Consider the following 21,344-nt stretch of genomic DNA (forward strand, 5'->3'; position numbering starts at 1 on the left):
TCGACAATCACCACACACCCCACTCAGCCTGCGAAAACAAACCACCCATCACACAATTAACCAACCACCCCGATCAATACACCTAGGGGAAAGTCGTGAGTACCATGTGATCCTTCTTTCAAACACTGTAATAATGGATCGGCAACCGCTATCGTTGGAACGCTTCATTAAAGATTGGCCGACGACAGAGTTCATTGGCACGAAACTTTTCGAAAGGTAAGAAGGTGAACTTCACCAGAACTATTCTGGGAGGAGCGACGGCTGTGGCACTCGCGCTCGCGGGCATCGCATCCCCGACCCTCGCGGCTCCGGAGAACCTTGCGCTCGGCAATACGGCGCCGCACATTTCGCCGATTTCGATCGAGTCGGACGACATGGATAAGGTCGAGATCGCGGGAAACGATCAGTTCCGCACCGTCACCGCACCCGAGAATACGATCCTTGACCTTACTGCCGATGTGAAGGGCAATCCTGCCCCGGATCTTCAGTGGCAGATCAAGGAGAAGGGCTTGAACCAGTGGGTCGACCTTGACGGGGAGACCGGCTTGGCCACCTCGATCGCCATCACCCCCGGCACCGACGGTGCCGCGATCCGCCTGCTCGCGACGAACTCCGTCGGAACCGCAGAGTCCGGGATCGTCGAGCTCAAGGTGAAGGCCGCAGAGCCCGAGCCTAACCCGAACCCCGGGCCGGACCCGAACCCGAACCCTGGGCCGGACCCAAACCCGAACCCCGGGCCGGACCCGAACCCCAACCCCGGGCCTAGCCCAATCCCGAACCCTGGACCGAACCCCGCCCCGACCGTTACCCTCGAGAAGAGCACCGTGAAGATCGGCGAGAGCATCGAGATCGTCGGAACGGGCTTCACTGCCGGTCGCGAGATCAGCGCGGTTCTCCACTCCGATCCGATCACGATTGGTACCGCAGTCGCGGACGAGCGCGGAGTTGTGCGCTTCTCGTACACGATTCCCGCGACGACGCCGATCGGATCCCATGAGATCGTCCTCACCGATGTGGCGACCGGGGCCAGCGCCAAGGCGCCTCTCCTCGTCGAGGCCGCAACGACCAAGGGTCGCGGGCTTGCCAAGACCGGCGCCGATGTGGCGGGTCTTATGGCTCTCGCCGCGCTCTTCGCCACGACTGGAGCCGTTGTTTCGACGCGAGCCAAGCGCAGGAGCTGAGCAAGTAGTCGCAGAAAGCGGTGTGAGCGGGTCGCCCCTCGGGGCGACCCGCTTCGCCATGCGCGGAGCATTGCCAGATTTGTGAGTGTTTGGCGGTGCGCAGCAGAGCATTGTGACCCGCCAAACGTCGAGAAAGCCGCCACACGCGTGTTGGAGGCGGAGGCCGTCGCTAGGTGTACTGTTCGGGGGCGTTGATTAATTGTGTGATGGGTGGGAGGTTCGCGCAGGCTGAGTGGGGCGTGTGGTGATTGCGGAAGGGGATCCAGGCGCTCAAGGTATCGCGCCGTTGTTGTTCGCAGGTGTAGCGGTGGGCGTAGACCCAGCCCGCCAACCGAGCCCTCACCTGCCCCGATTCACTAGCGTGTCGCACGCGCCACCAGGTACCGTGTAAGTATCCGCATGTCATGGAGCAAACGGAGTCGTCAGTGCTGACCGCAAGTGCCAATTTCTTGGTGAGGTTCCGCCACCTGATCTTTGCCATCATGGTGGTGGCGACCGGTGTGTGCGCTGTCTTGACTCCCAGGGTTGGCGTCATCAATGACATGGTGGAGTTCCTACCCGCGACCTCCCAGATGCGTGCCGGCACCGACATTATGGAGGCGGAGTTCCCCGGCTCCATAGACACGTCGTCGACGCGCGTCATGTTCACCGGCCTGACAGCTTCCCAAGAAGAGTCGACTTTGGCGAAGCTTCAGGCGATCCCGAATGTTGATTCGGTGGCCTACGAGGCTCGGACTGAGGATTCAGACGGGATTTATCACCAGGGCGATCACACTCTGTTCATTGTTGAATCCAAGCATGCTTATGGGTCGGCAGAAGATGCGGCGATCCAGCAGGCACTCACCGATCAATTCGCGACCAAGGGCGCGTTGATTGAGTCGGATAACCCGTCACCGACCTCAGAGCTTCCATTGTGGATCGTGATGGTTGCTGTTGGTTTGCTTGCACTGATCCTGTTTGCGATGTGCGCGTCCTGGCTTGAGCCGATTCTGTTCTTGGTCACGATAGGTATGGCCGTTGTCCTGAATTTGGGGACGAACCTGATTCGGGGGTCGATTGCAGACGTGACTTTCACGATCGGAGCGATCCTTCAGCTGGTCTTGTCCATGGATTATTCGATCATCCTGATGAATCGCTACCGCCAGGAGAAGACGCCTGATGGCTCGCGCCCAGAGGCGATGGTGCGCGCAATTCGAGGGGCTTTTTCGTCGATCGTTTCTTCGTCGATGACCACGGTTGTTGGCCTGCTGATGCTCTGTTTCATGTCTTTGCTGATCGGCATGGATTTGGGTATTGCTTTGGCCAAGGGCGTGTTCTTGTCGATGGTGAGCGTGTTTACGATTTTGCCGACGCTGATCCTGTGGTGCGATAAGGCGATTGAGAAGACCGCGAAGCCTTATCTTCGGGCAAACTTTCATCCTCTTGCCCGGTTTGAATATAAAGCTCGTATTCCGATCCTCGTCGCCTTCATTGCTTTATTCGCTGGCGGTGGCGTGATGGCCGGAGGCACGCCGGTTGCGTACACGCTGGCGAAGGCGGATCCGATTGCGGATGTTTTCGAGAAGGAAAACTCGATTGTTCTTCTGTATCGCAATGGCGATGATGCGATTGCGGGCCAGATAGCTGAGCGTATTTCCGATGCTGATGGGGTTCGCTCTGTCATGTCTCAACCGACGACGATCGGACGCCAGCGTTCCGTCGACGATATGTCTGTTGCCCTGAGCGAAATGGGGAGTGAGGACCTGAGTTTCGACTCGGATATGCTGTCTCTGGTCTACTTCTTAGCGCATGACGGCCAGACAACTGAGCGCATGAGTCTGCCAGCGTTCATTTCTTTCATCCGCAATAATCGGCTGATCGTGTCACGCACGGATGAAGACACGTTGAATTCACTGGCGCAACTGGAGCCCTATCTTGACCGTGATGCTCTGTTGGGGGTGCGAGGCCCCGCAGATTTGGCGAACTTCCTGGGGATGAGCGAATCGGAGGCGCGCGGAATCTACCTGTATCACGCGATCTCGAACCCAAGTATTTCAGCCGATTCGATGACGCTTGGCCAGTTCGCTGACTTCATTGTCAACGATTTGCCGAACACTCAATACGCGCCCATGGTCAGTGGTGATGCGCGGGTTCAAGCGGAAAATCTGCAACGTTTCACCGATGCTCAGGCGATGACCACTCCGATTTCTTCGGAACAGATGGCGAATCTGCTGGGTGTTGATTCGTCGCAGGTGCGTCTGCTCTACGCGAAGAAGAAAGCTGAAGCGGGGGAGTACGCGAACGATTCGCGAACACTGAGGGCTTATGTTGAAGCGCTCAACGCGGTTGCAACAAACGAACCGCAGGTCAGTGCCCAAATGGGGGAGAGGTCAGCGCAGCTGGCTACCCTGATGGCATTGACTGATACCGCAACGCTCGCTACGCCGATGGATGCGCAGGGGCTGGCTCAGTTCCTGTCAATGGAGTCCGAACAGGTGGGGCAGATCCTTGCGATGCGCGCCATGCTTTCGGGTCAAGACCCTGCAACCGCGACTACGGCCAGCCCGTGGGAGATGATCGATTTCCTGAACACGCAGGTCCGGGCGGGAGACGCATCTGCGCTGGCGGGATCTCTGACCGATGAACAAAAAGCGGGCATCGAGCAGATGTATCAGATCGCTTCCCTTGCTCTGTCCGGTCAGCAGATCCCACTGTCGACGTTCGCGTCCATCGTGTCGATGAACTCGGCTCAGCTTCAGTTGGTCATGGCGATTGCGGACTCGCCCGCGCATGCGACCGACTGGCTCTACACTCCGCAGACGATTGCCTCTGACTTGGCGAATGACTCGTCCCTATCAGAACAACAGCGAGCCGAGGTCTCCACCTTGCGTTCGATCATCGATGCTTCGGTTGCGGGTACCTACTTTACGCCCAGGCAATTGGCGAATTTCCTCGGCATGGACGCCAGCCAAGTTCGTCAGCTTTCCTTGCTCCGCACCTCGATGCACGGCGATACGAGTTCGTGGAATATGAGCGCCTATGACGCCGTGAGCTTCATCCTCGACACGATGGCGTACGACCCTCAAACGTCCGGGAATTTCAGTGAAAGCCAGGTGAGCCAGCTGAGTGCCCTGCGTCAGGTCATGCGCGCTGTCGTTGATGACAGTCAGCTGAACCCAACTGAGATGACGAGCCTGCTGGGACAGCTTTCGGCGCTGACCGCTTCAAGTTACTCGCTCGATACGAACCATGTCGCGCTTGCCTACCTGGTTCATGGCGCACAAAGAGCAACTGATCGAGGTGAAACCGCTGGTCAGACTTTGTCGATCGCGCAATTGGTGGACACGCTGAATACGCAGATTTTGGATGATGCGCGCTTTGCTTCGTTCATTGATGACAAGACGCGCACGGCAATCACCGACGCGTCACACCAGATCCGACAGGCCAGAATTCAACTGGTCGGGGACACCTGGTCGCGGATGGTCATCACTACGACCCTGCCTGAAGAATCCGATGCGACCGAAGCGTTGATCGGCCAACTGGAATCGGCGTGCGCAGAGGAGCTGGGTGGGAACTGCTACCTGGTCGGCAACTCGGTGTTGGTGCACGAGCTCAAGTCGTCTTTCGATTCGGAAATGAGTCTGATCCAGTGGCTGACTTCCGGCTCGATCTTCCTTGTCGTCGCCCTGACCTTCCTGTCGCTGTCGGTTCCGCTGCTACTGGTTCTGCTGGTTCAGTGCGGCGTTTTCTTGACGATTGCCACGATTGGCCTGCAGGGATACGACAACTACTATTTGGCCCAGCTGATGGTGCAGTGCATTTTGATGGGTGCGACGATCGACTACGGCATCCTGCTGACAAGCCAGTATCGCGAGGCCCGGAAAGAACTTGATATCCGCCATGCGCTGGCTCGCGCATACGACAATTCGATGCACACGATCGCAACGTCCGGGTCGATCATGATTCTCGTGACTGGCATTCTTGGCTTCCTGTTTGAGAACCCGACGATCGCGCAGATCTGTCGCACCATTTCGATTGGCGCGTTGTGTGCGTCCGTGCTGATTATCTTTGTCCTGCCGGCATTACTTGCTTTGGGGGATAGGTTTTTCGCCGGCCGTGAGCGCCTGCGCTAAGACACAACGAGAAACCCTACGGCTCTCTCAATAAAATGAGGGTATGAACATCCTGCTGGTTGCCGTTGTCGCGTTGATTACTATCGCTTTTGCTGCGCAGGTGTCGCAGAAAGTGGGCGTGGCGTCACCGCTGATCTTGCTTGCACTGGGTATCGCAATCGGCTTTCTACCATGGGTTGATCCAATCGAGTTGGAACCCGATCTGATCCTCGAAGTCATCGTGCCCCCGCTCCTGTTCGCGGCCGCAGTGTCGATGCCAATCATGGATTTCCGGCGCGAACTCAGATTGGTCGCAGCCCTTGCAATCGGCTTGGTGATCATCAGCGCTTTGGTCATCGGTTTCGTCTTGAACTGGCTGGTCCCAGCTATTTCGCTCCCGTGGGCAATTGCGCTGGGCGCGGTGCTCTCGCCGACTGACGCGGTCGCCGTGTCGATTGCGAAGAAACAAGGTGTCGCTCCACGCATCATCACCATCTTGGAGGGCGAGGGCCTATTCAATGACGCGACGGCACTTGTCCTGCTGTCGTCGGCAACGTCGGCCGCACTGTTGGTTGACGCGGATGCCCTCAACCCCGCGAACCTGTTGAGCGATTTTGTTATCGCGCTACTGATCGCCGTTGCTGTTGGCTGGGTGGTAGGCGAAGTCGGTATTCGCGTGCGTTCGAAGATTAAACAGCCTGCAGCAGACACCGTCTTTTCGTTCGCGATGCCGTTCATTGCCTCGATCCCCGCTGAACACTTGGGTGGTTCAGGCTTGGTCGCGGCCGTCGTCGCGGGTTTGATCGTTTCCTACAACCGCAACGTGCGTATGCCTGCTCTGAACAGGCGATTCTCTGAGCAGAACTGGCACACAGTGGAGTTGGTTTTGGAAGGCTTCGTCTTCCTAATCATGGGCATCCAAGCCTTCGGCATCTTCGAAAAGGTTGAGGAAGGCCAGATCGGCGTCGGCTACGCCCTGCTCCTCGCCCTGCTTCTTGGCCTCATCACGGTTGTTGTTCGCACACTCTTCCTTGCGCCCCTCTTGGCTTTCTTGAACCACCGTCAAACGCATACTCGCGCGCGAATGGAACGTGACAAAGAACGCCTGCGTCTGCACGAAGAGCGCCTAGCGCACGCGTGCGACGTTGATCCGGAGCTCCTTGAAGCCCGAAACATGAGCCCCGACCAATGGAATGCGGCTGTTGAACGCTGGCACCGCAAGGTCGAACGCGGGTGGCGACAACATAGGCGTCGCGGAAACGACTTGGAATACTTCAACGCCCAACCCCTGGGCGTGCGCGAGGGGTCGATTCTGGTGTGGGCAGGCATGCGAGGCGCCGTCACGCTGGCGGCCGCTCAGACCCTGCCTTTCGCGACCCCGATGCGTAACGTCCTCCTGCTGATCGCACTGGTCGTGGCCGGCGGTTCGTTGGCGCTACAGGGTTTGACCCTGCCGTGGGTAATCCGCTTGGTGAAGCCTCAGATGGCAGCAGATGCAGTGAATGAACAAGAACGCGAGCACCTCCTCCACGTCATGCACTCCTCTCTCAAAGAGAGCGCTCTGGCAGAGGCCCTGCATTCTTCCGCTTTCAAGACACCCATGCCTTTCGGTGGGGTAATCGGAGCGACCAGCATCCAAGCGAGCGTCACAGATGGAGCGTCAGAAACTGCTCCCACTGGTGAAACCGACGGGCGTGACCTGGTGCCCGCCAGCTCCAATTCGGAGATGATGCTCGAGCAACGTGCCCTCACCATCGAACAGATACGAGTCCTTGCCCTCGAAGCGATCCGCGAACAGCGTCAAGCTCTGCTCGAAGCACGTAATGAAGGCGTATTCTCATCCGACGCCCTCGAAACGGCAATGAAGCGCCTGGACCAAGAAGAAATCATGCTCAACATCGGCTAAATCTACCGATCAGTTGTAGCCCAGGCCTCGTCGAAGCCCTGCAAAGCGAGTAATTCGGCGCGTAGACGCGGGGGAGTAGCGCGTAAACACGGGGGAGTAGGTTGTTTCACGCTTGCTGCAAGTGAATTCGTCCATGGTCAGCGCGATACTTGAAGGCAGAAAGCCATTAGGAGGTCCTCATGCCAACCCCGACCACTGTCACAACCGATGCGTCCGTCGGCGTCCTTATCGCGCCCGGACTAGAGGAAGTGGAAGCGCTCGCGGTCGTCGATTGTCTGTATCGGGCGGGAGTGCGCGCTGACCTGATTGCCGTTCCGGTAGCAGACAGTCAGGCTGTAGAAGAACCTCGTTCCAATCCTTTTGCTAGCGCGTCGTCGTTGCCGTCGACTACCCGTTCCCTGTCCGTCACGTCGTCGCACGGCATCACATTGGTGTGTGACCTGCATCTTGATGACGCAGACCTGTCTGAATACACGGTGTTGTTCCTGCCCGGAGGCATGCCGGGCACCGTGAACCTTGAAGAAAACACGAAGATTCGTGAAGAGATTGCTCGTCGCATCGCCTTCGGCGAGCCTGTCGCTGCAATCTGCGCGGCTCCTTCGATCTTGGCTCACGCTGGATTCCTCGACGGTCGAAACGCGACGGCGAACCCGGGCTTTATGAAGGACCTCGAAATGGGCGGGGCGCACGCTCTGACCGATTCGGTTGTCGTGGACGGCAACGTGTTCACGTCGCGCGGAATGGGGACGGCTATCCAGCTTGGTCTGAGCCTCGTGAACCATTTGCTGGGTGAAGATTCCGCTAAGGCGGTTGAAATCGCAATCGTGAAACAGGACGACTGACATGAACGGCACTTTGTTGCAGGGGTTTTCGTGGTACTTGCCCAATGACGGCTCGCATTGGCGTTCGATTGCTGATCGGGCGCAGAACCTGTCTGACCTGGGAGTCAGCGCCGTGTGGTTGCCTCCGGCATATAAGGGCCAGGCGGGCATCAATGACGTCGGATACGGCGTGTATGACCTGTGGGATTTGGGGGAGTTTGACCAGAAGGGTGCTGTTCGTACGAAGTATGGGACGCGCGAAGAGTATCTGGAGGCTATCCAGGCCTTGCACGCTCACGGGATCCAAGTGCTTGCAGACACGGTTCTCAACCACAAGATGGGCGCAGACGCGTCAGAAACGGTGACCGCAACCCCGATCGATCAGCAGAATCGCACCATTGAAGTTGGCAACCCTGAACAGATCCAGGTCTGGACGCGATTCACGTTCCCAGGTCGCGCTGGCACGTACTCGGATTTTGAATGGGACTGGACGTGTTTTCACGGGACCGACTGGGATGAAGCGACTGGGCGCAAGGGGCTCTGGCTGTTCGAAGGTAAAAAGTGGAACGAAAACGTCGATGACGAGTTCGGTAACTTTGACTACCTGATGGGCACTGACGTCCACCTGACCGATCCCAAAGTCATGGATCACCTGATCGAATGGGGATCCTGGTATCTCGAAACAACGGGTGTTGACGGCCTGCGTATGGATGCGTTGAAACACATGGGACGCGACTTCACGATGGCATGGCTCGACCGCATGCGTGATGTTTCCAGCAAGGAGCTCTTCACGGTCGGCGAATACTGGAGCGCTGACCTTGGTGAACTGCGGGCGTTCATCGGTGATGATCGCCGACTGAGCCTGTTTGATGTCCCGCTCCACTTCAACTTCCACCACGCGTCGCGCGCCAACGGCACCTTCGACATGGGCGGAATCTTCAATGGCACGCTGGTGGATGCAGACCCCACGATGGCAGTCACCTTCGTGGAGAATCATGACACTCAGGATGGGCAATCGTTGGCGTCGCCGGTCGATAGTTGGTTCAAGCCCGCAGCCTATGCGCTGATCCTTCTTCGCGAGGCCGGCTACCCCTGCGTATTCCACGCCGACCTATTCGGGGCCGAAGGTGAGCATCCTATTGCTCCGGTTGAAGGGCTAGAAACCCTGATGAAGCTACGTAAGACGCACGCGTACGGTGTCCAGTGGGATGCGTTCGACGATTCTCACGTGGTCGGTTGGGCGAGACAAGGGCAGGCGGATGACGCCAGTGACGGTGTTGGCGTTGTTGTTTCTGATTCTGGCAAAAGCGCAAAGACCCTGAATGTGGGAGCTCAACATACTGGTCAGGTCTGGGAGTGCGTGATCGGCGGATGTGAACCCGTCCAGATCGGTGACGATGGTTTTGCTTTGTTCCCGGTTCCAGATTCCGGATTGTCCGTCTATTCTCCGAAGGGAGTCTGACGTGGGTAAACGACGTCCTCGCACATGGCCAGAGATTCCAGCTCCGCTGGCGGGTCCGGTCATGGATAATCACACACACCTTCCCGTTCATGAGGGCGAAATTCCGAAAGCTGACGGTGTGAAGCTGTCTCTTGAAGAACAGATTGAGCGTGCTCGATCGGTGAATATCACCCGCCAGATCTCCTCTGCCTGCGAGCTCCCTGACTTCGATCCGATGATTCAGATCGCTCGATCCTTCCACGGCGTTCAGGTTTCGCTGGCGATCCACCCAAACGAAGCCGCTCTTCACGCTGGAGTCCAAGTCCCGTCCCCCGACGGATTAACCCCGATTCAACGCGATCATCACATTCCCCTTGATGAAGCGCTGTCAGAAGTTGAACGACGTTTAAGTGACCCGACGGTCGTCGCAGTCGGAGAGAGTGGGTTGGACTACTTCCGTACCGCAGACGAAGGTAAGCAAGCGCAAAAAGAATCGTTTGCCGCCCACATCCAGATGGCTGAGCGAGCCGGCCTACCCCTGCAGATCCACGATCGTGACGCTCACGATGACACGGTTTCCGTCCTTGATGACGTGGCGCACGCGGATCAGCGGATTGTCTTCCACTGCTTCTCTGGAGATGGGCAACTGGCAGACATCCTGGCAAAGAATGGCTGGTATGCATCGTTCGCGGGCCCCATTTCGTATCCCGCCAATGATCACCTTCGCCAGGGGCTTCTCCGGATGCCCCGCGAACTTGTTCTTGTCGAAACGGATGCTCCCTACCTGACACCCGTCCCACATCGTGGTTCGCCAAACTCTTCGTACGTGATGGCTCACACCGTCCGATTTATTGCGGGTCTTTGGGAAGTCAGTGAAGAAGAGGCCTGCCGTCGATTGATGGAAAACTCGCTCAGAGTCTACGGAAAGTAGGGGTGGGTGCGCCTTTTTAGCGGTTGAGGACGCGCTAGCTTCGTCCCATGAGGCATCAAGATCGGTGATGAACCTCGTCAATTTGTTTCGTGAAGATAGACACGAACTGGCGCACACAGATAACAAAACGGTTACGGTAAGTGTGTTAGTCCGTTATCGGCTCACACGATGCGCGCATCGAGTCACCCGAGCGGAACCTGCAAAGTCTGGAGCCACGTGATCATTTCACACCCGAGCAAACGAAGCGTCATCGCTGGCGCGTCGGCGCTTGCCCTTGCAATGGTGGGAATCACCGCGGGCGGAGTTGCCTCCGCTCATCATCAGGTCACCCTCGAACTCGACGGTGTCTCACTGCCGGTCGAAGGTTTCTACACCACTGTTAATGATGTTCTTGAATCCGCAGGTGTGAATATTGGCGAGCACGACCTTGTTGCTCCCGCGACCTCAACTCGCGTCCGCGACGGCGACATGATCGTAGTCCGCATGGCCTCCGCATACGCGGTGAACATTGACGGCGAAGACCTGACCGCATGGTCAACCGCCGACAGCATTGACGGCGTCTTGGACTCCATCAACAGCGCGTCTACGATTACGTTGGCTGCGGATCGTTCCAAGCTACGTTCTGAAATGCCCGTTGTTATCGACGGTACGCCGATCATTCTTGACGTTGATGGCACACAAACCGAAATCACCGCGTCCGGTAAGGGAGCTGACAAGGTCCTCGCAGACGCCGGTGTCACGCTCGGCGAATTCGATCGTTTCTCTTACATCTTCAGCGAAGGTAAGACCACGCTGAAGGTCACCCGAGTGAGCCGAGAAACCGTCACCGAAACCGAGGAGGTTGCCTACTCGACCGAAGAGCGTGAAGATGACACCCTCTACCAGGGCGAAACTTCGGTCGTTCAGGCCGGTGTGAACGGCTCTATCACCCGCAAGCTGTTCCGCGAAACAGTCGACGGGCAGGTCACCGTGAACCGCGTAATTTCTGAAACCAAGACCGAGGCAACTAACGAGATCGTTGCCAAGGGAACCAAGGAGCGCACCGCTTCAACTGCTACCGCTTCTACCGGCACTGGAAGCGCATACTCGCTATCTGCTGATTCTTCTGGTGTTTGGGCAGCCCTTGCGCAGTGTGAGTCGGGCGGTAACCCGACAACGAACACGGGAAACGGATACTATGGCCTCTACCAGTTCAAATTGTCGACCTGGCGGTCGGTGGGTGGTACGGGGCTTCCGTCCGACGCGTCCGCTGAAGAACAAACTGCCCGAGCTCAAGCATTGCAGGCGCGTGCAGGCTGGGGCCAGTGGCCGTCGTGCACCCGGGCAATGGGTCTGTACTGACGGGTAGCGGGCCTGTACTGACCGGTAATGTGGGCTGAACTGACAGAATCTGCCTGCTAGCTTCAGCAGAATCCGCGTTGCTGAACGGCATTGATTCTCAACACGCCACAGGCGAGCGTTGACTTTCTTAAAATAAGTGGGGTGTAAAGGATCACCTTGCACCTGTTCACCTATGCAGTGCCCCTGGAATCACGTACCGTGGATACCGGTGAACTACTCACATTCCACTCAAGGAGCCACCGACCCCGTGATTTCACGTTCGATGCTTTCTGAAACCGTCCTGCACCCCACTCGTGCTTTCCTGGGCGGATTACACCCAACGCGCAAGGCAGTCGTTGCCACCGCATGGGTGGCGTCTGCGACGATGGCGGTTGTTGCTGCCGGTGGAATAATGTCGTCTCGCGCCGAGCTGACGCTCGAAGTCGATGGGGTTTCTCAGCCGATCACGACGTGGGGTGGAAGCGTCTCGTCCGTTCTGGCGCGCGCGGGTGTCGCGGTTGGCGAACACGATCTGATTCAGCCGTCGTTGAACACGGTTGCTCCCGATGGGGGAACGATCATCGTGCGCACCGCGAAGAAATACAAGCTAACCGTTGATGGGGCGCCGACGACGATTTGGTCGACCGCTTCCTCCGTGCAGGCTCTTCTTGCCGGTTCAACGTCCCTCGGTAGCGATGTTGCCGTTGCGGCGGATCGTAGGTCTGTCAGGAAAGACATGACGAAGATTGTCGAGCGTTCACAGAACATCACGATCCAGGCTGACGGCCAGCATACTACGGTCCAGGCCTCTCCTGAACAGCATCCCGATGACATCGTCGCGCAGGCTGGAGTCCAGTTGGCTCCCAATGACCGCCTGAACGTGAGTGCCCAGCCTGATGGATCGATGAAAATTAACGTGGACCGCGTGACTCGCGGATACGTTGATGTGGATGTCCCCGTTGAATTCAGCGAAACCACCCAAGAGTCTGCGGACCTGTTCAAGGGAGAATCGAAGATTACCCAAGCGGGTGTTCAAGGTGTTGCTACTCAGAAGCAATGGCAGGAAAGTGTGAACGGCACGCCCGTTGTTTCCGCCGTGATCAGTGAATCGGTGACAACCGCTCCCACCGCGCAGGTCAGGTCGAATGGTACAAAGGAAGCGACCCCTCAGGCGCTTGCTATCGCCGGGATCGACCCGAAGGCCACGCTGGAGACAACCACGGACAGCGCGGGCAACTCGATCACCGCATACACGGCAAAGCTTGGAACGATCTCTACCGAAGACGAAGTGAACGCCGTTATTGCATCGATTGAAAGCGCGACGGATCGTGCGAAGGCTCGCGCTGCGTCCGCGTACGATGTCAGCGTCGCTTCCTATGCCGCTGGCGATCCGCGTGGCATTGCCCAGGAACTAGTGGTCAGTTTTGGCTGGGACATCAGTGAATTCCAGTGCCTTGATAAGTTGTGGACTCGCGAATCTCATTGGAACCCCAGAGCAGAGAACGTGAGCTCGGGCGCCTACGGTATCCCGCAGTCGCTTCCCGGCTCGAAGATGGCGTCCGAGGGTGACGACTGGCGAACCAACCCAGAAACCCAGATCAAGTGGGGTCTGAAGTACATTAAGGGTCGCTACCAGAGCCCGTGTGGTGCATGGGCTCATTCTGAGTCTGTCGGCTGGTACTAATCCTCCGCGTGAATTGTGCGGGCAACGTTCACTGTCATGGCGAGCGCAACCTAGCGCACACTTTCCGCGCCACGGTCCAGCCTGCCTGACCAGTAGAATGACAGGGTGACTCGATCTCGTACCCGCACCCCGAATACTCGCCTGGATCCGACCCTTCCAGAGGGCGCCCAGCCGTCTGAAACCGGCTTGCTTGGCCCGCTTGAAGTGAAAGCGATTGCCGATGCGCTCGGTATTCGCCCGACGAAAGTTTTGGGGCAGAACTTTGTACACGATGCGGGGACGGTTCGTCGCATCGTTCGCGCCGGTGGCGTGGAAGCGGGGGACGAGGTCATTGAAGTCGGCCCCGGCCTTGGTTCGCTGACGCTGGCGATTCTTCAGACCGGTGCGCGCGTGCGGGCGGTCGAGATTGATCCGCCACTGTCTCAAGCTCTTCCGCAGACTGTTGCTGCTCGTATGCCTGAAGCCGCTGATCGTTTGCACGTGGTGAACGCGGATGCGACGAAGATCAACGGTGTTGATGACTTCGGTGTGGATTGGCCGCCTCCGACGAAGCTGGTTGCAAACCTGCCGTATAACGTTGCTGTTCCGGTGCTTCTGGCGATGCTAGAGAGGTTCCCGACGCTGACGGATGTTCTTGTCATGGTCCAGTCTGAGGTCGCTGATCGCTTGGCCGCAGGCCCCGGGTCGCGCACCTATGGCGTGCCGTCGGTGAAGGCCGCGTGGTACGGTCAGGCTGAGCGTGCGGGCACGATTGGTCGTAGTGTTTTCTGGCCGGTTCCGAACGTGGCCTCTGCGTTGGTTCGTTTGCGCCGTGATGGTGAGCCTCGTGGCGATGAAGACCTACGTCACGCAACCTTCGAGGTCTGTGATGTGGCGTTCGGTCAGCGCCGTAAGACTCTACGCGCCGCGTTGAAGACGTGGGCGGGTTCGCCGGCTGCTGCCGAAGCACTGTTGGACGCTGCCGGAGTGGAATCGACCGCCCGCGGTGAAGCACTCGGCATTGAAGAATTCGTGCGCCTTGGTCGCGCGGTTCTCGACCTGCGTGCGTGTGGGGTGCTGGCTACTCGCGTCGATCCGCGTACAGGACAGTCCGTGGGTTCTTCCCCAATAGATCAGACCGCCTCCACTGCAGCCCTTGGCGTTGACCATGGGGCGGAGCCGGTGGGCGCTCAACAGCGGGATTCTGCTGATGCGTGAAGTGAGGGCGAGCGCTCCGGGCAAAGTGAATCTGACTCTTCGCGTGGGACAACCCACCGCGGACGGATATCACCCGCTGGTCACGGTCTTTGAAGCGCTCAATATGCGCGAGACAGTCACTGTTCGCACGTCCCGCCGTCTTGGTATTCACGTGACAACAACGGCGTACCTGCCTAACGGCCGGGTTGATGAAGCGACGACTGCTGCAATGGCGGACTTGGATCCCGAAAACCACTTGTGCGTCAAAGCTGCGCGTAGCCTGCAGAAACTTGCTGCGATGGGACCGTGGGGACACACGGCTGCCGGCATTGAGATCCACGTGGAAAAGCATGTGCCGATGGCTGGCGGTATGGCCGGTGGGTCCGCGGATGCTGCCGCGACGCTTGTCGCCTGCAATGCACTCTGGGAGCTGGGCCTCAATAGCGATCAGCTTGAAATGATGGGGCGAGCGCTGGGTGCTGACGTTCCCGCATGCCTGACCGGTGGTATCGCGCTGGGAACCGGTCGAGGCGACCGCATGAGTCTGCTTGCCGACGGTTCAGACGAACCGCGTCACCACTGGGCGATCGCCTTGGCACACGAGGGTTTATCAACGCCAGCTGTTTTCCGTCAGCTTGACCAGATGGGCGGGCCTGCAGGCAAGTGGGAGCTTCTTGAAGATCTCAGTGATGAAGCGGGCGCTCTACTGACAGATTCTGCTGAGCAAGCCGCGCCCTGCCTCGTCAATGATCTGACCGAAGCGGCACTTGAATTGCGCCCCGAACTGGTTAAGACGATTGCTGACGCGCGTCACGCTGGCGCCCTGGCCGTGATTCTTTCCGGATCAGGTCCGACAATCGCTGCTCTTGCCACCAGCGCGGAAGACGCCCAGCGCATCGCCGACGAACTTGCCCAGCTCCCGAACGTCTCCGCAGCGCCCACGACGTGGGGGGCTGCGCGTGGCGCAATGATTGAGCACGAGGACAACGCATAAATGGCTCACCTTCTAGGAACGCAATCCCTGGCCGCAATGGCGGGATCGCGCAAACTGCTCAATGACGTCACCGTCAGCCTGTTCGATGGGTCGCGCGTCGGTATTCTTGGCCCGAACGGCGCTGGAAAGTCGACCTTGCTACGCCTGGTGGCCGGGATTCAGGAACCGGACTCTGGGCTTATCACCAAGCGCGACGGTGTCCGCATCGTCGTGTTGGATCAGGTGGATTCGCTCGACCCGCAGATGAGTGTTGTCGACGCTGTCCACCCCGGGCTTGAAGAATACGAGTGGGCCTCGAACCCAGCGATCCGCGACATCCACGCTGGTCTGCTGTCCGACATCGACACGCGCGCACTGATCGGAACACTGTCGGGTGGGCAGAGGCGCCGCGTTGCACTTGCCCGAGTACTCGCCACCGAATCTGACATCGTCTGCTTGGACGAGCCGACGAACCACCTCGATGTTGAAGGCGTCGCATGGCTGGCCCGTCACCTGAACGCGCGCTTCGCAAAGCCCGGCACGAATGGCGCTCTGCTGGTTGTCACGCACGACCGATGGTTCCTCGACACCGTGTGCGAACACATCTGGGAAGTCGTCGCCGGAGTCGACCCGGGTGGCGACCGTCCGCAGATCGCTGGCCACGTTGAAATCTACGACGGCTCGTACGCCGCCTATACGCTGGCTCGCGCCGAACGTGTCCGCCAAGCCGATGTGGCTGCCCAAAAACGCGCGAATCTGCTGACCAAAGAGCTCGCGTGGTTGCGTCGAGGTGCGCCCGCGCGCACATCAAAGCCAAAGTTCCACATTGCTGCCGCAGAAGCCTTGATCGCCGACGTGCCACCACCGCGCGACACCGTTGAACTGGTGAAAATGGCGACCGCGCGCCTGGGCAAAGACGTCCTAGACCTTGAGGATGTTTCGATCGCATTCACGCGCCCGAACGGCGAGGCGAACATCATTTTTGACGGTGTCACCTGGCGCCTCGCGCCCGGCGAACGAGTCGGCATCGTCGGTGTCAACGGCGCAGGAAAGACAACTCTGCTGAACCTTCTGCGCGGAGACATCCAGCCTGACTCCGGTCGCGTGAAGCGCGGTAAAACCATCGAAGTGGCCACGCTGTCCCAAGACACGCATGAACTGGATGCGCTCGCGGATATGCGAGTCGTCGAAGCTGTCGCCCAGGTTGCGCAGACCTTGATCGTCGACGGGCGCGAGGTTAGTGCCGCGCAGATGACGGAACGCATGGGCTTTACCCGTCAGCGCGCCTACACGCGAATGAGCGAGATTTCGGGTGGTGAACGTCGTCGCCTGCAACTGATGCGCCTGCTGATGGCTGAACCGAACGTGCTCCTGCTTGACGAACCGACGAACGACCTCGACACCGATACTTTGGCGTCGATGGAAGACCTGCTGGATTCCTTCCCGGGCACGCTCGTCGTCGTTTCGCACGACCGCTACCTGCTAGAGCGCGTCACCGACCACCAGGTCGCACTGCTCGGCGATGGAAAGTTGCGCGCCCTGCCCGGCGGTGTCGAACAGTACCTCGCCATGCGCGAAGAGGCTCTGGGGCTCACGGCTTCCGGCAGTAATGCAGGATCAGCGTCGGTGAATGTATCCGGGAATTCGGCAGGTAAGTCTGCGGGGAATTCTGCTTCGAATTCCGCGGGGAACGAGGCCGCTCCGACTATCTCTCACGCCGCCGCTCGTAGGGCGGCGAAGAAAGACGCCGATCGTATCGAACGTAAACTCGAGAAACTGCGCGCCTCGGAAGCAAAACTGTCTGATCGCCTCGCCGATCTGAGCGCCCACGTTGCCACAGACGGCTCGGTGGTCGACGAACTGACACAGGTGGCAGCCGAACATCGCCAGATTCTGGACGAGATCGATGAACTCGAAATGGCGTGGCTGGAAGTGGCGGAACTGCTGGATTAGTCGGGAGTTTGCGGCCAGGACTCAGCCCAGGCGTCGTCAGGACTTAGCCACCGCCAGGACTCAGCTACCGTCAGGACTCAGCCACCGATGAGGACGAAGAGCTCAGTCACCCAGCAGATCGTCGGTGAAGAAACGGCTGGAATCCGCCAATAGTTTGGCCATGAGGGCGCACTGGCGACCATAGAGGTTCCACACTTCGTCTTCGCCGGTCACAACAAGGTGTTCACCAGCTTCGATTGCGACCTCGCGGTCGTTCATCCACGACGACGAATACTGATCCATCAGCGGAATCATTGTCTGTTCCAGTGCCTCAATAGTGGCCAGCGCAGCTTCTGCCTGATCCATCAGCGCGCACGCTTCGTTGTAGCGCTCTTCCATGTGGCGCAGGCGTTCCAGTGCTTCAGATTCACGGGTCACAGTCATTCCTCAGTTTCGAAGGGAGACAGTAGAACTGTCAGAAGATCAGCGAGTTTTTCGCGCTCGCCAGATGACAGAGGAGCCAGGATTCTGCGTTCAGAATCGAGTAGGGACGCAAGCGCGGTATCAACTTTCGTCTTGCCCTCCTCGGTCAGTTTCACCTGAACGATGCGACGATCTTCAAGTGCGGAAGAGCGAGTGACCAGGCCTTTCGCCTGTAGGCGGTCAATACGGTTCGTCATCGTGCCACTTGTCACCAAGTGTTCGGCGATCAAATCACCTGGAGTCAGCACATAGGGTTCCCCCGCGCGACGCAGGGACGAAAGAACGTCGAATTCCCACGTTTCCAAGCCGTGGTCGGCGAATGCGGCTCGGCGGGCGCGGTCGAGGTGCTTGGCCAGACGAGTCACTCGCGACAGAACGAACATCGGCGTGGGATCCAGATCTGGGCGCTCGTTCATCCACGCTTCGACAATGCGAGCGACCTCATCGTGCGCCTTGTAAGTCGGACAGGAAGTGCGATCAGCTGAAGTCATTGCACACAGTCCTCCGATCGGACGACCAGCGATGGGCTGGGACGCATATTGCGAATGCCGTTCCAGACTAGGTTCACAACGTGTGCGGCGACCTCGTCCTTCTTCATTCGCCGATCGTCCAGCCACCACTGTCCAACCTGCGCAATGAGGCCGACCAGCATCTGCGCGTACAGGGGAGCGAGGTTCGCGTTGATGTCCGTGTGCGAGAACTGCTCGGCCAACAGGTATTCGACGCGCGACGCGACATCGCCGAGCACGGAAGAGAACGAGCCCTGCGTGCGATCGGTGGGGGCGTCGCGAACCAGTACGCGGAAGCCGTCCGTGTGCGATTCGATGTAGTCCAAAAGGGCGAGTGTCGCGTTTTCTAAAAGGATACGAGGCCGAGCACTGGACTCCAACGACGTGTGAAGCTTCGTCACAAGCGCCTGAACTTCACGGTCCACGATGACCGCATACAGGCCTTCCTTGCCACCGAAGTGCTCATAGACGACCGGCTTCGACACCTTTGCCTTCGATGCGATCTCTTCAACGCTCGAAGCATCAAATCCTTTTTGAGCGAAAAGTGAGCGTCCAATCTCAACTAGCTGTTCGCGCCGTTCGAACCCGCTCATTCGCGTGCGTTTTTCACTCATACCGTCAGTATGTCATCTGAATCGGGTCGCGCGGAAGGTGTGAGGTGTGGCGCGAACGAGCCTTCTGAACCTGACCGACGTGGCGAGGCAAGGGGTACATATGGCAGAATCAAAAGGCGTTTTCCGCCCTGGTGTAACGGCAGCACATGGGTTTTTGGTGCCTTTGGTCCGGGTTCGAGTCCTGGGGGCGGAGCTACAAGTGGGTCACAGCCACAATTTTGGAAGGTAGATCATGACCGTTCCCGTAGCTGTCATTGTCCTCGCCGCAGGTCAAGGCACTCGTATGAAGTCCTCTCTTCCCAAGGTTGTGCACCCCGTTGCCGGCCGTTCCATGATTGGACATGCCCTGAAAGCAGGCGAAGGCCTGAACCCCACGCACCTAGTTGCTGTTGTGCGCCACCAGCGTGACCTTGTCGAAGCTGAAATTAAGCGCGTCAGCCCCACCGCTATCATCGCCGATCAGGATGAAATCCCCGGCACCGGACGAGCCGTTCAATGTGGCCTGGAAGAGCTGGAACGCCAGGTTGGCCAGATCCACGGCATTGTTGTCGTCACCTATGGCGACACCCCCATGCTGGGCACCGAGACCCTGAAAGACCTCGTCGATGCCCATATCGAACAGGCGAATGTCGTCACCGTCCTGACCTCGCGCGTCGATGATCCCACGGGCTACGGTCGCATTATTCGCGATGCCGGCGGTCGCGTGACCGCCATCGTCGAGCAGCGTGACGCCACCGAAGAACAGGCCCTCATCAACGAAATCAACGCTGGTATCTACGCATTCGACGCCGATTACCTGCGTGAATCCCTCGCCAACGTAGGAACCAACAACGACCAGGGCGAGGTCTACCTGACCGATGTCCTGGCGGCGGCCGCCCCCGCTGGAAAGCGTGCGGGCGCCATAGAACTTCTCGACGAATGGCAAGCACAGGGGTGCAATGACCGCGTCCAGCTTGCAGAACTCGGCGCTGAGTTCAACCGACGCATCTGCGAAAAGCACATGCGCGAAGGCGTTTCCATCATCGACCCCGAATCCACGTGGATCGGTGTTGATGTCGAGATCGGAAACGACACAACAATCTGGCCAGGAACCGTGTTGCGTGGCGCGACGGTGATCGGATCCGAGTGTGAGATCGGTCCCTCAGCGACCCTCGATACCGCGAATGTCGGGAATCGTGCGGTTATCCACAACGCATGCGTGTTCAACGTGTCGGTTGCACCCGATACGATGGTTACACCATTCAGCGTCATCGGACAGTCCAGTCGGGACTGACCGATCCGGGTTCTTTAAGCAAGGGGAGGAACGCCGCATGAGCGGATTGGTCACCAGTGGAGAGAAGAGCCTCGTCCTCGTTTCGGGTCGAGCGCACTTGGAACTTGCCGAAGAGGTCGGCAAAGAAATCGGGTGCGGGCTTTCGCAAGTGACCGCCTACGATTTTGCGAGCGGCGAAATCTACGTCCGCTTCAATGAATCCGTTCGTGGCGCGGACGTCTTTGTCCTCCAGTCACACACGGGCGACATCAACAAGTGGCTGATGGAACAGCTCATCATGATTGACGCTGCCAAGCGTGCCTCAGCAAAGCGCATTACCGCTGTCTCGCCGTTCTACCCCTACTCGCGGCAGGACAAGAAACACCAGGGCCGTGAACCGATCTCGGCTCGCCTGGTCTCTGACCTGTACAAGACCGCCGGCGCTGACCGCGTCATGAGCGTTGACCTGCACGCCTCGCAGGAACAGGGCTTTTTCGACGGGCCGGTCGACCACCTCTTCGCAATGCCGGTTTTGGTTGACTACGTCCGTTCGCGCCTCGACCTTTCCAACACCGTCATGGTGTCCCCAGACGCTGGCCGTATTCGCGTCGCCGAAAAGTGGTCCTCGAAGCTCGGCGGTTGCCCGCTGGCATTTGTCCACAAGACCCGCGATACCACCCGTCCAAACGTTGCCATCGCCAACCGCGTCGTCGGTGAAGTTGCAGGCAAGGAATGTGTTCTGGTCGACGACATGATCGACACTGCTGGCACGATCACCGAGGCCGTCAAGGTTCTCAACAACGCAGGCGCCAAAAAGGTCATCATCGCCGCAACGCACGGCATCCTCTCTGATCCGGCAACGCGTCGCCTCTCCGAATGTGGAGCAACCGAAGTCGTCGTCACCGACACCCTGCCGATTCCTCCCGAGAAGCGCTTCCCGACTCTGACCATTCTGTCGATCGCACCGCTGTTGGCACGCGCCATCCGCGAGGTCTTTGACGACGGATCGGTCACATCACTGTTCGACTGA

Annotated in this window: 16 protein-coding genes and 1 tRNA gene; 14 read left to right on the forward strand and 3 right to left on the reverse strand. The window is 58.7% G+C overall.

Annotation, left to right across the window (positions count from 1 at the left end; genetic code table 11):
- Positions 1–263: 263 nt before the first annotated feature.
- From PG731_RS01000 to PG731_RS01050, 11 genes are all read left to right on the forward strand, one after another.
- Positions 264–1,181 carry a hypothetical protein gene (locus PG731_RS01000; RefSeq protein WP_270771539.1) on the forward strand — a complete coding sequence of 306 codons (918 nt, stop codon included), beginning with the start codon at positions 264–266 and terminating at the stop codon, positions 1,179–1,181.
- A gap of 452 nt (positions 1,182–1,633) precedes the next feature.
- The gene (locus tag PG731_RS01005; RefSeq protein WP_270771540.1) at positions 1,634–5,293 is read left to right on the forward strand and encodes an efflux RND transporter permease subunit; all 3,660 of its coding nucleotides are present in this window, start codon (positions 1,634–1,636) and stop codon (positions 5,291–5,293) included.
- A gap of 43 nt (positions 5,294–5,336) precedes the next feature.
- Complete coding sequence (locus PG731_RS01010; RefSeq protein WP_270771541.1) at positions 5,337–7,178, forward strand: cation:proton antiporter; 1,842 nt, start codon at positions 5,337–5,339, stop codon at positions 7,176–7,178.
- Between the two features lie 179 nt (positions 7,179–7,357).
- Positions 7,358–8,020 carry a DJ-1/PfpI family protein gene (locus PG731_RS01015; RefSeq protein WP_270771542.1) on the forward strand — a complete coding sequence of 221 codons (663 nt, stop codon included), beginning with the start codon at positions 7,358–7,360 and terminating at the stop codon, positions 8,018–8,020.
- 1 nt (position 8,021) lies between these two features.
- Complete coding sequence (locus PG731_RS01020; RefSeq protein WP_270771544.1) at positions 8,022–9,461, forward strand: alpha-amylase; 1,440 nt, start codon at positions 8,022–8,024, stop codon at positions 9,459–9,461.
- Position 9,462: 1 nt separating this feature from the next.
- Positions 9,463–10,371: a TatD family hydrolase gene (locus PG731_RS01025; protein WP_270771545.1), complete on the forward strand. Its 909-nt coding sequence runs from the start codon at positions 9,463–9,465 to the stop codon at positions 10,369–10,371.
- A gap of 216 nt (positions 10,372–10,587) precedes the next feature.
- Positions 10,588–11,712, forward strand: a complete 1,125-nt coding sequence (locus PG731_RS01030; RefSeq protein WP_333558936.1) for a transglycosylase family protein — start codon at positions 10,588–10,590, stop codon at positions 11,710–11,712.
- Between the two features lie 247 nt (positions 11,713–11,959).
- Positions 11,960–13,375: a ubiquitin-like domain-containing protein gene (locus PG731_RS01035; RefSeq protein WP_270771546.1), complete on the forward strand. Its 1,416-nt coding sequence runs from the start codon at positions 11,960–11,962 to the stop codon at positions 13,373–13,375.
- Positions 13,376–13,480: 105 nt separating this feature from the next.
- Positions 13,481–14,572, forward strand: a complete 1,092-nt coding sequence (gene rsmA, locus PG731_RS01040) for a 16S rRNA (adenine(1518)-N(6)/adenine(1519)-N(6))-dimethyltransferase RsmA (protein WP_270771548.1) — start codon at positions 13,481–13,483, stop codon at positions 14,570–14,572.
- A complete protein-coding gene (locus PG731_RS01045; RefSeq protein WP_270771550.1) occupies positions 14,565–15,545 on the forward strand; it encodes a 4-(cytidine 5'-diphospho)-2-C-methyl-D-erythritol kinase in 981 nt (326 codons plus the stop codon). Before rsmA ends, PG731_RS01045 begins: the two co-directional genes overlap by 8 nt.
- A complete protein-coding gene (locus PG731_RS01050; RefSeq protein ID WP_270771551.1) occupies positions 15,546–17,477 on the forward strand; it encodes an ABC-F family ATP-binding cassette domain-containing protein in 1,932 nt (643 codons plus the stop codon).
- A gap of 102 nt (positions 17,478–17,579) precedes the next feature.
- On the opposite strand, the gene PG731_RS01055 is transcribed toward PG731_RS01050, so the two are convergent.
- The 3 genes from PG731_RS01055 to PG731_RS01065 are packed head-to-tail and all read right to left on the reverse strand — an operon-like array spanning position 17,580 to position 19,062.
- Entirely contained in the window at positions 17,580–17,894 is a 315-nt protein-coding gene (locus PG731_RS01055) for a DUF4298 domain-containing protein (protein ID WP_270771552.1), read from the reverse strand.
- Positions 17,895–17,896: 2 nt separating this feature from the next.
- Entirely contained in the window at positions 17,897–18,430 is a 534-nt protein-coding gene (locus tag PG731_RS01060; RefSeq protein ID WP_270771554.1) for a MarR family winged helix-turn-helix transcriptional regulator, read from the reverse strand.
- The gene (locus PG731_RS01065; protein ID WP_270771555.1) at positions 18,427–19,062 is read right to left on the reverse strand and encodes a TetR/AcrR family transcriptional regulator; all 636 of its coding nucleotides are present in this window, start codon (positions 19,060–19,062) and stop codon (positions 18,427–18,429) included. The genes PG731_RS01060 and PG731_RS01065 overlap by 4 nt, the downstream gene beginning before the upstream one ends.
- A gap of 122 nt (positions 19,063–19,184) precedes the next feature.
- Here PG731_RS01065 and PG731_RS01070 point away from each other — a divergent pair.
- From PG731_RS01070 to PG731_RS01080, 3 genes are all read left to right on the forward strand, one after another.
- A tRNA-Gln gene (locus PG731_RS01070) sits at positions 19,185–19,255 on the forward strand.
- 39 nt (positions 19,256–19,294) lie between these two features.
- Positions 19,295–20,335, forward strand: coding sequence for a bifunctional UDP-N-acetylglucosamine diphosphorylase/glucosamine-1-phosphate N-acetyltransferase GlmU (locus PG731_RS01075; RefSeq protein ID WP_270771556.1), 1,041 nt, complete (start codon positions 19,295–19,297; stop codon positions 20,333–20,335).
- A 37-nt stretch (positions 20,336–20,372) separates the two neighbouring features.
- Complete coding sequence (locus tag PG731_RS01080) at positions 20,373–21,344, forward strand: ribose-phosphate diphosphokinase (protein WP_179370232.1); 972 nt, start codon at positions 20,373–20,375, stop codon at positions 21,342–21,344.

The organism is Pauljensenia sp. OF14-1SRA (assembly GCF_027694595.1).
In the GTDB taxonomy this organism is placed as follows: Bacteria; Actinomycetota; Actinomycetes; order Actinomycetales; family Actinomycetaceae; genus Pauljensenia; species Pauljensenia turicensis_B.

Bases quoted from the DNA above. Each gene is read 5' to 3' on its own strand.
- PG731_RS01010 (WP_270771541.1), top strand. From the start codon at position 5,337: ATGAACATCCTGCTGGTTGCCGTTGTCGCGTTGATTACTATCGCTTTT.
- PG731_RS01015 (WP_270771542.1), top strand. From the start codon at position 7,358: ATGCCAACCCCGACCACTGTCACAACCGATGCGTCCGTCGGCGTCCTT.
- PG731_RS01020 (WP_270771544.1), top strand. From the start codon at position 8,022: ATGAACGGCACTTTGTTGCAGGGGTTTTCGTGGTACTTGCCCAATGAC.
- PG731_RS01045 (WP_270771550.1), top strand. From the start codon at position 14,565: ATGCGTGAAGTGAGGGCGAGCGCTCCGGGCAAAGTGAATCTGACTCTT.
- PG731_RS01050 (WP_270771551.1), top strand. From the start codon at position 15,546: ATGGCTCACCTTCTAGGAACGCAATCCCTGGCCGCAATGGCGGGATCG.
- PG731_RS01060 (WP_270771554.1), bottom strand. From the start codon at position 18,430: ATGACTTCAGCTGATCGCACTTCCTGTCCGACTTACAAGGCGCACGAT.
- PG731_RS01065 (WP_270771555.1), bottom strand. From the start codon at position 19,062: ATGAGTGAAAAACGCACGCGAATGAGCGGGTTCGAACGGCGCGAACAG.
- PG731_RS01075 (WP_270771556.1), top strand. From the start codon at position 19,295: ATGACCGTTCCCGTAGCTGTCATTGTCCTCGCCGCAGGTCAAGGCACT.
- PG731_RS01080 (WP_179370232.1), top strand. From the start codon at position 20,373: ATGAGCGGATTGGTCACCAGTGGAGAGAAGAGCCTCGTCCTCGTTTCG.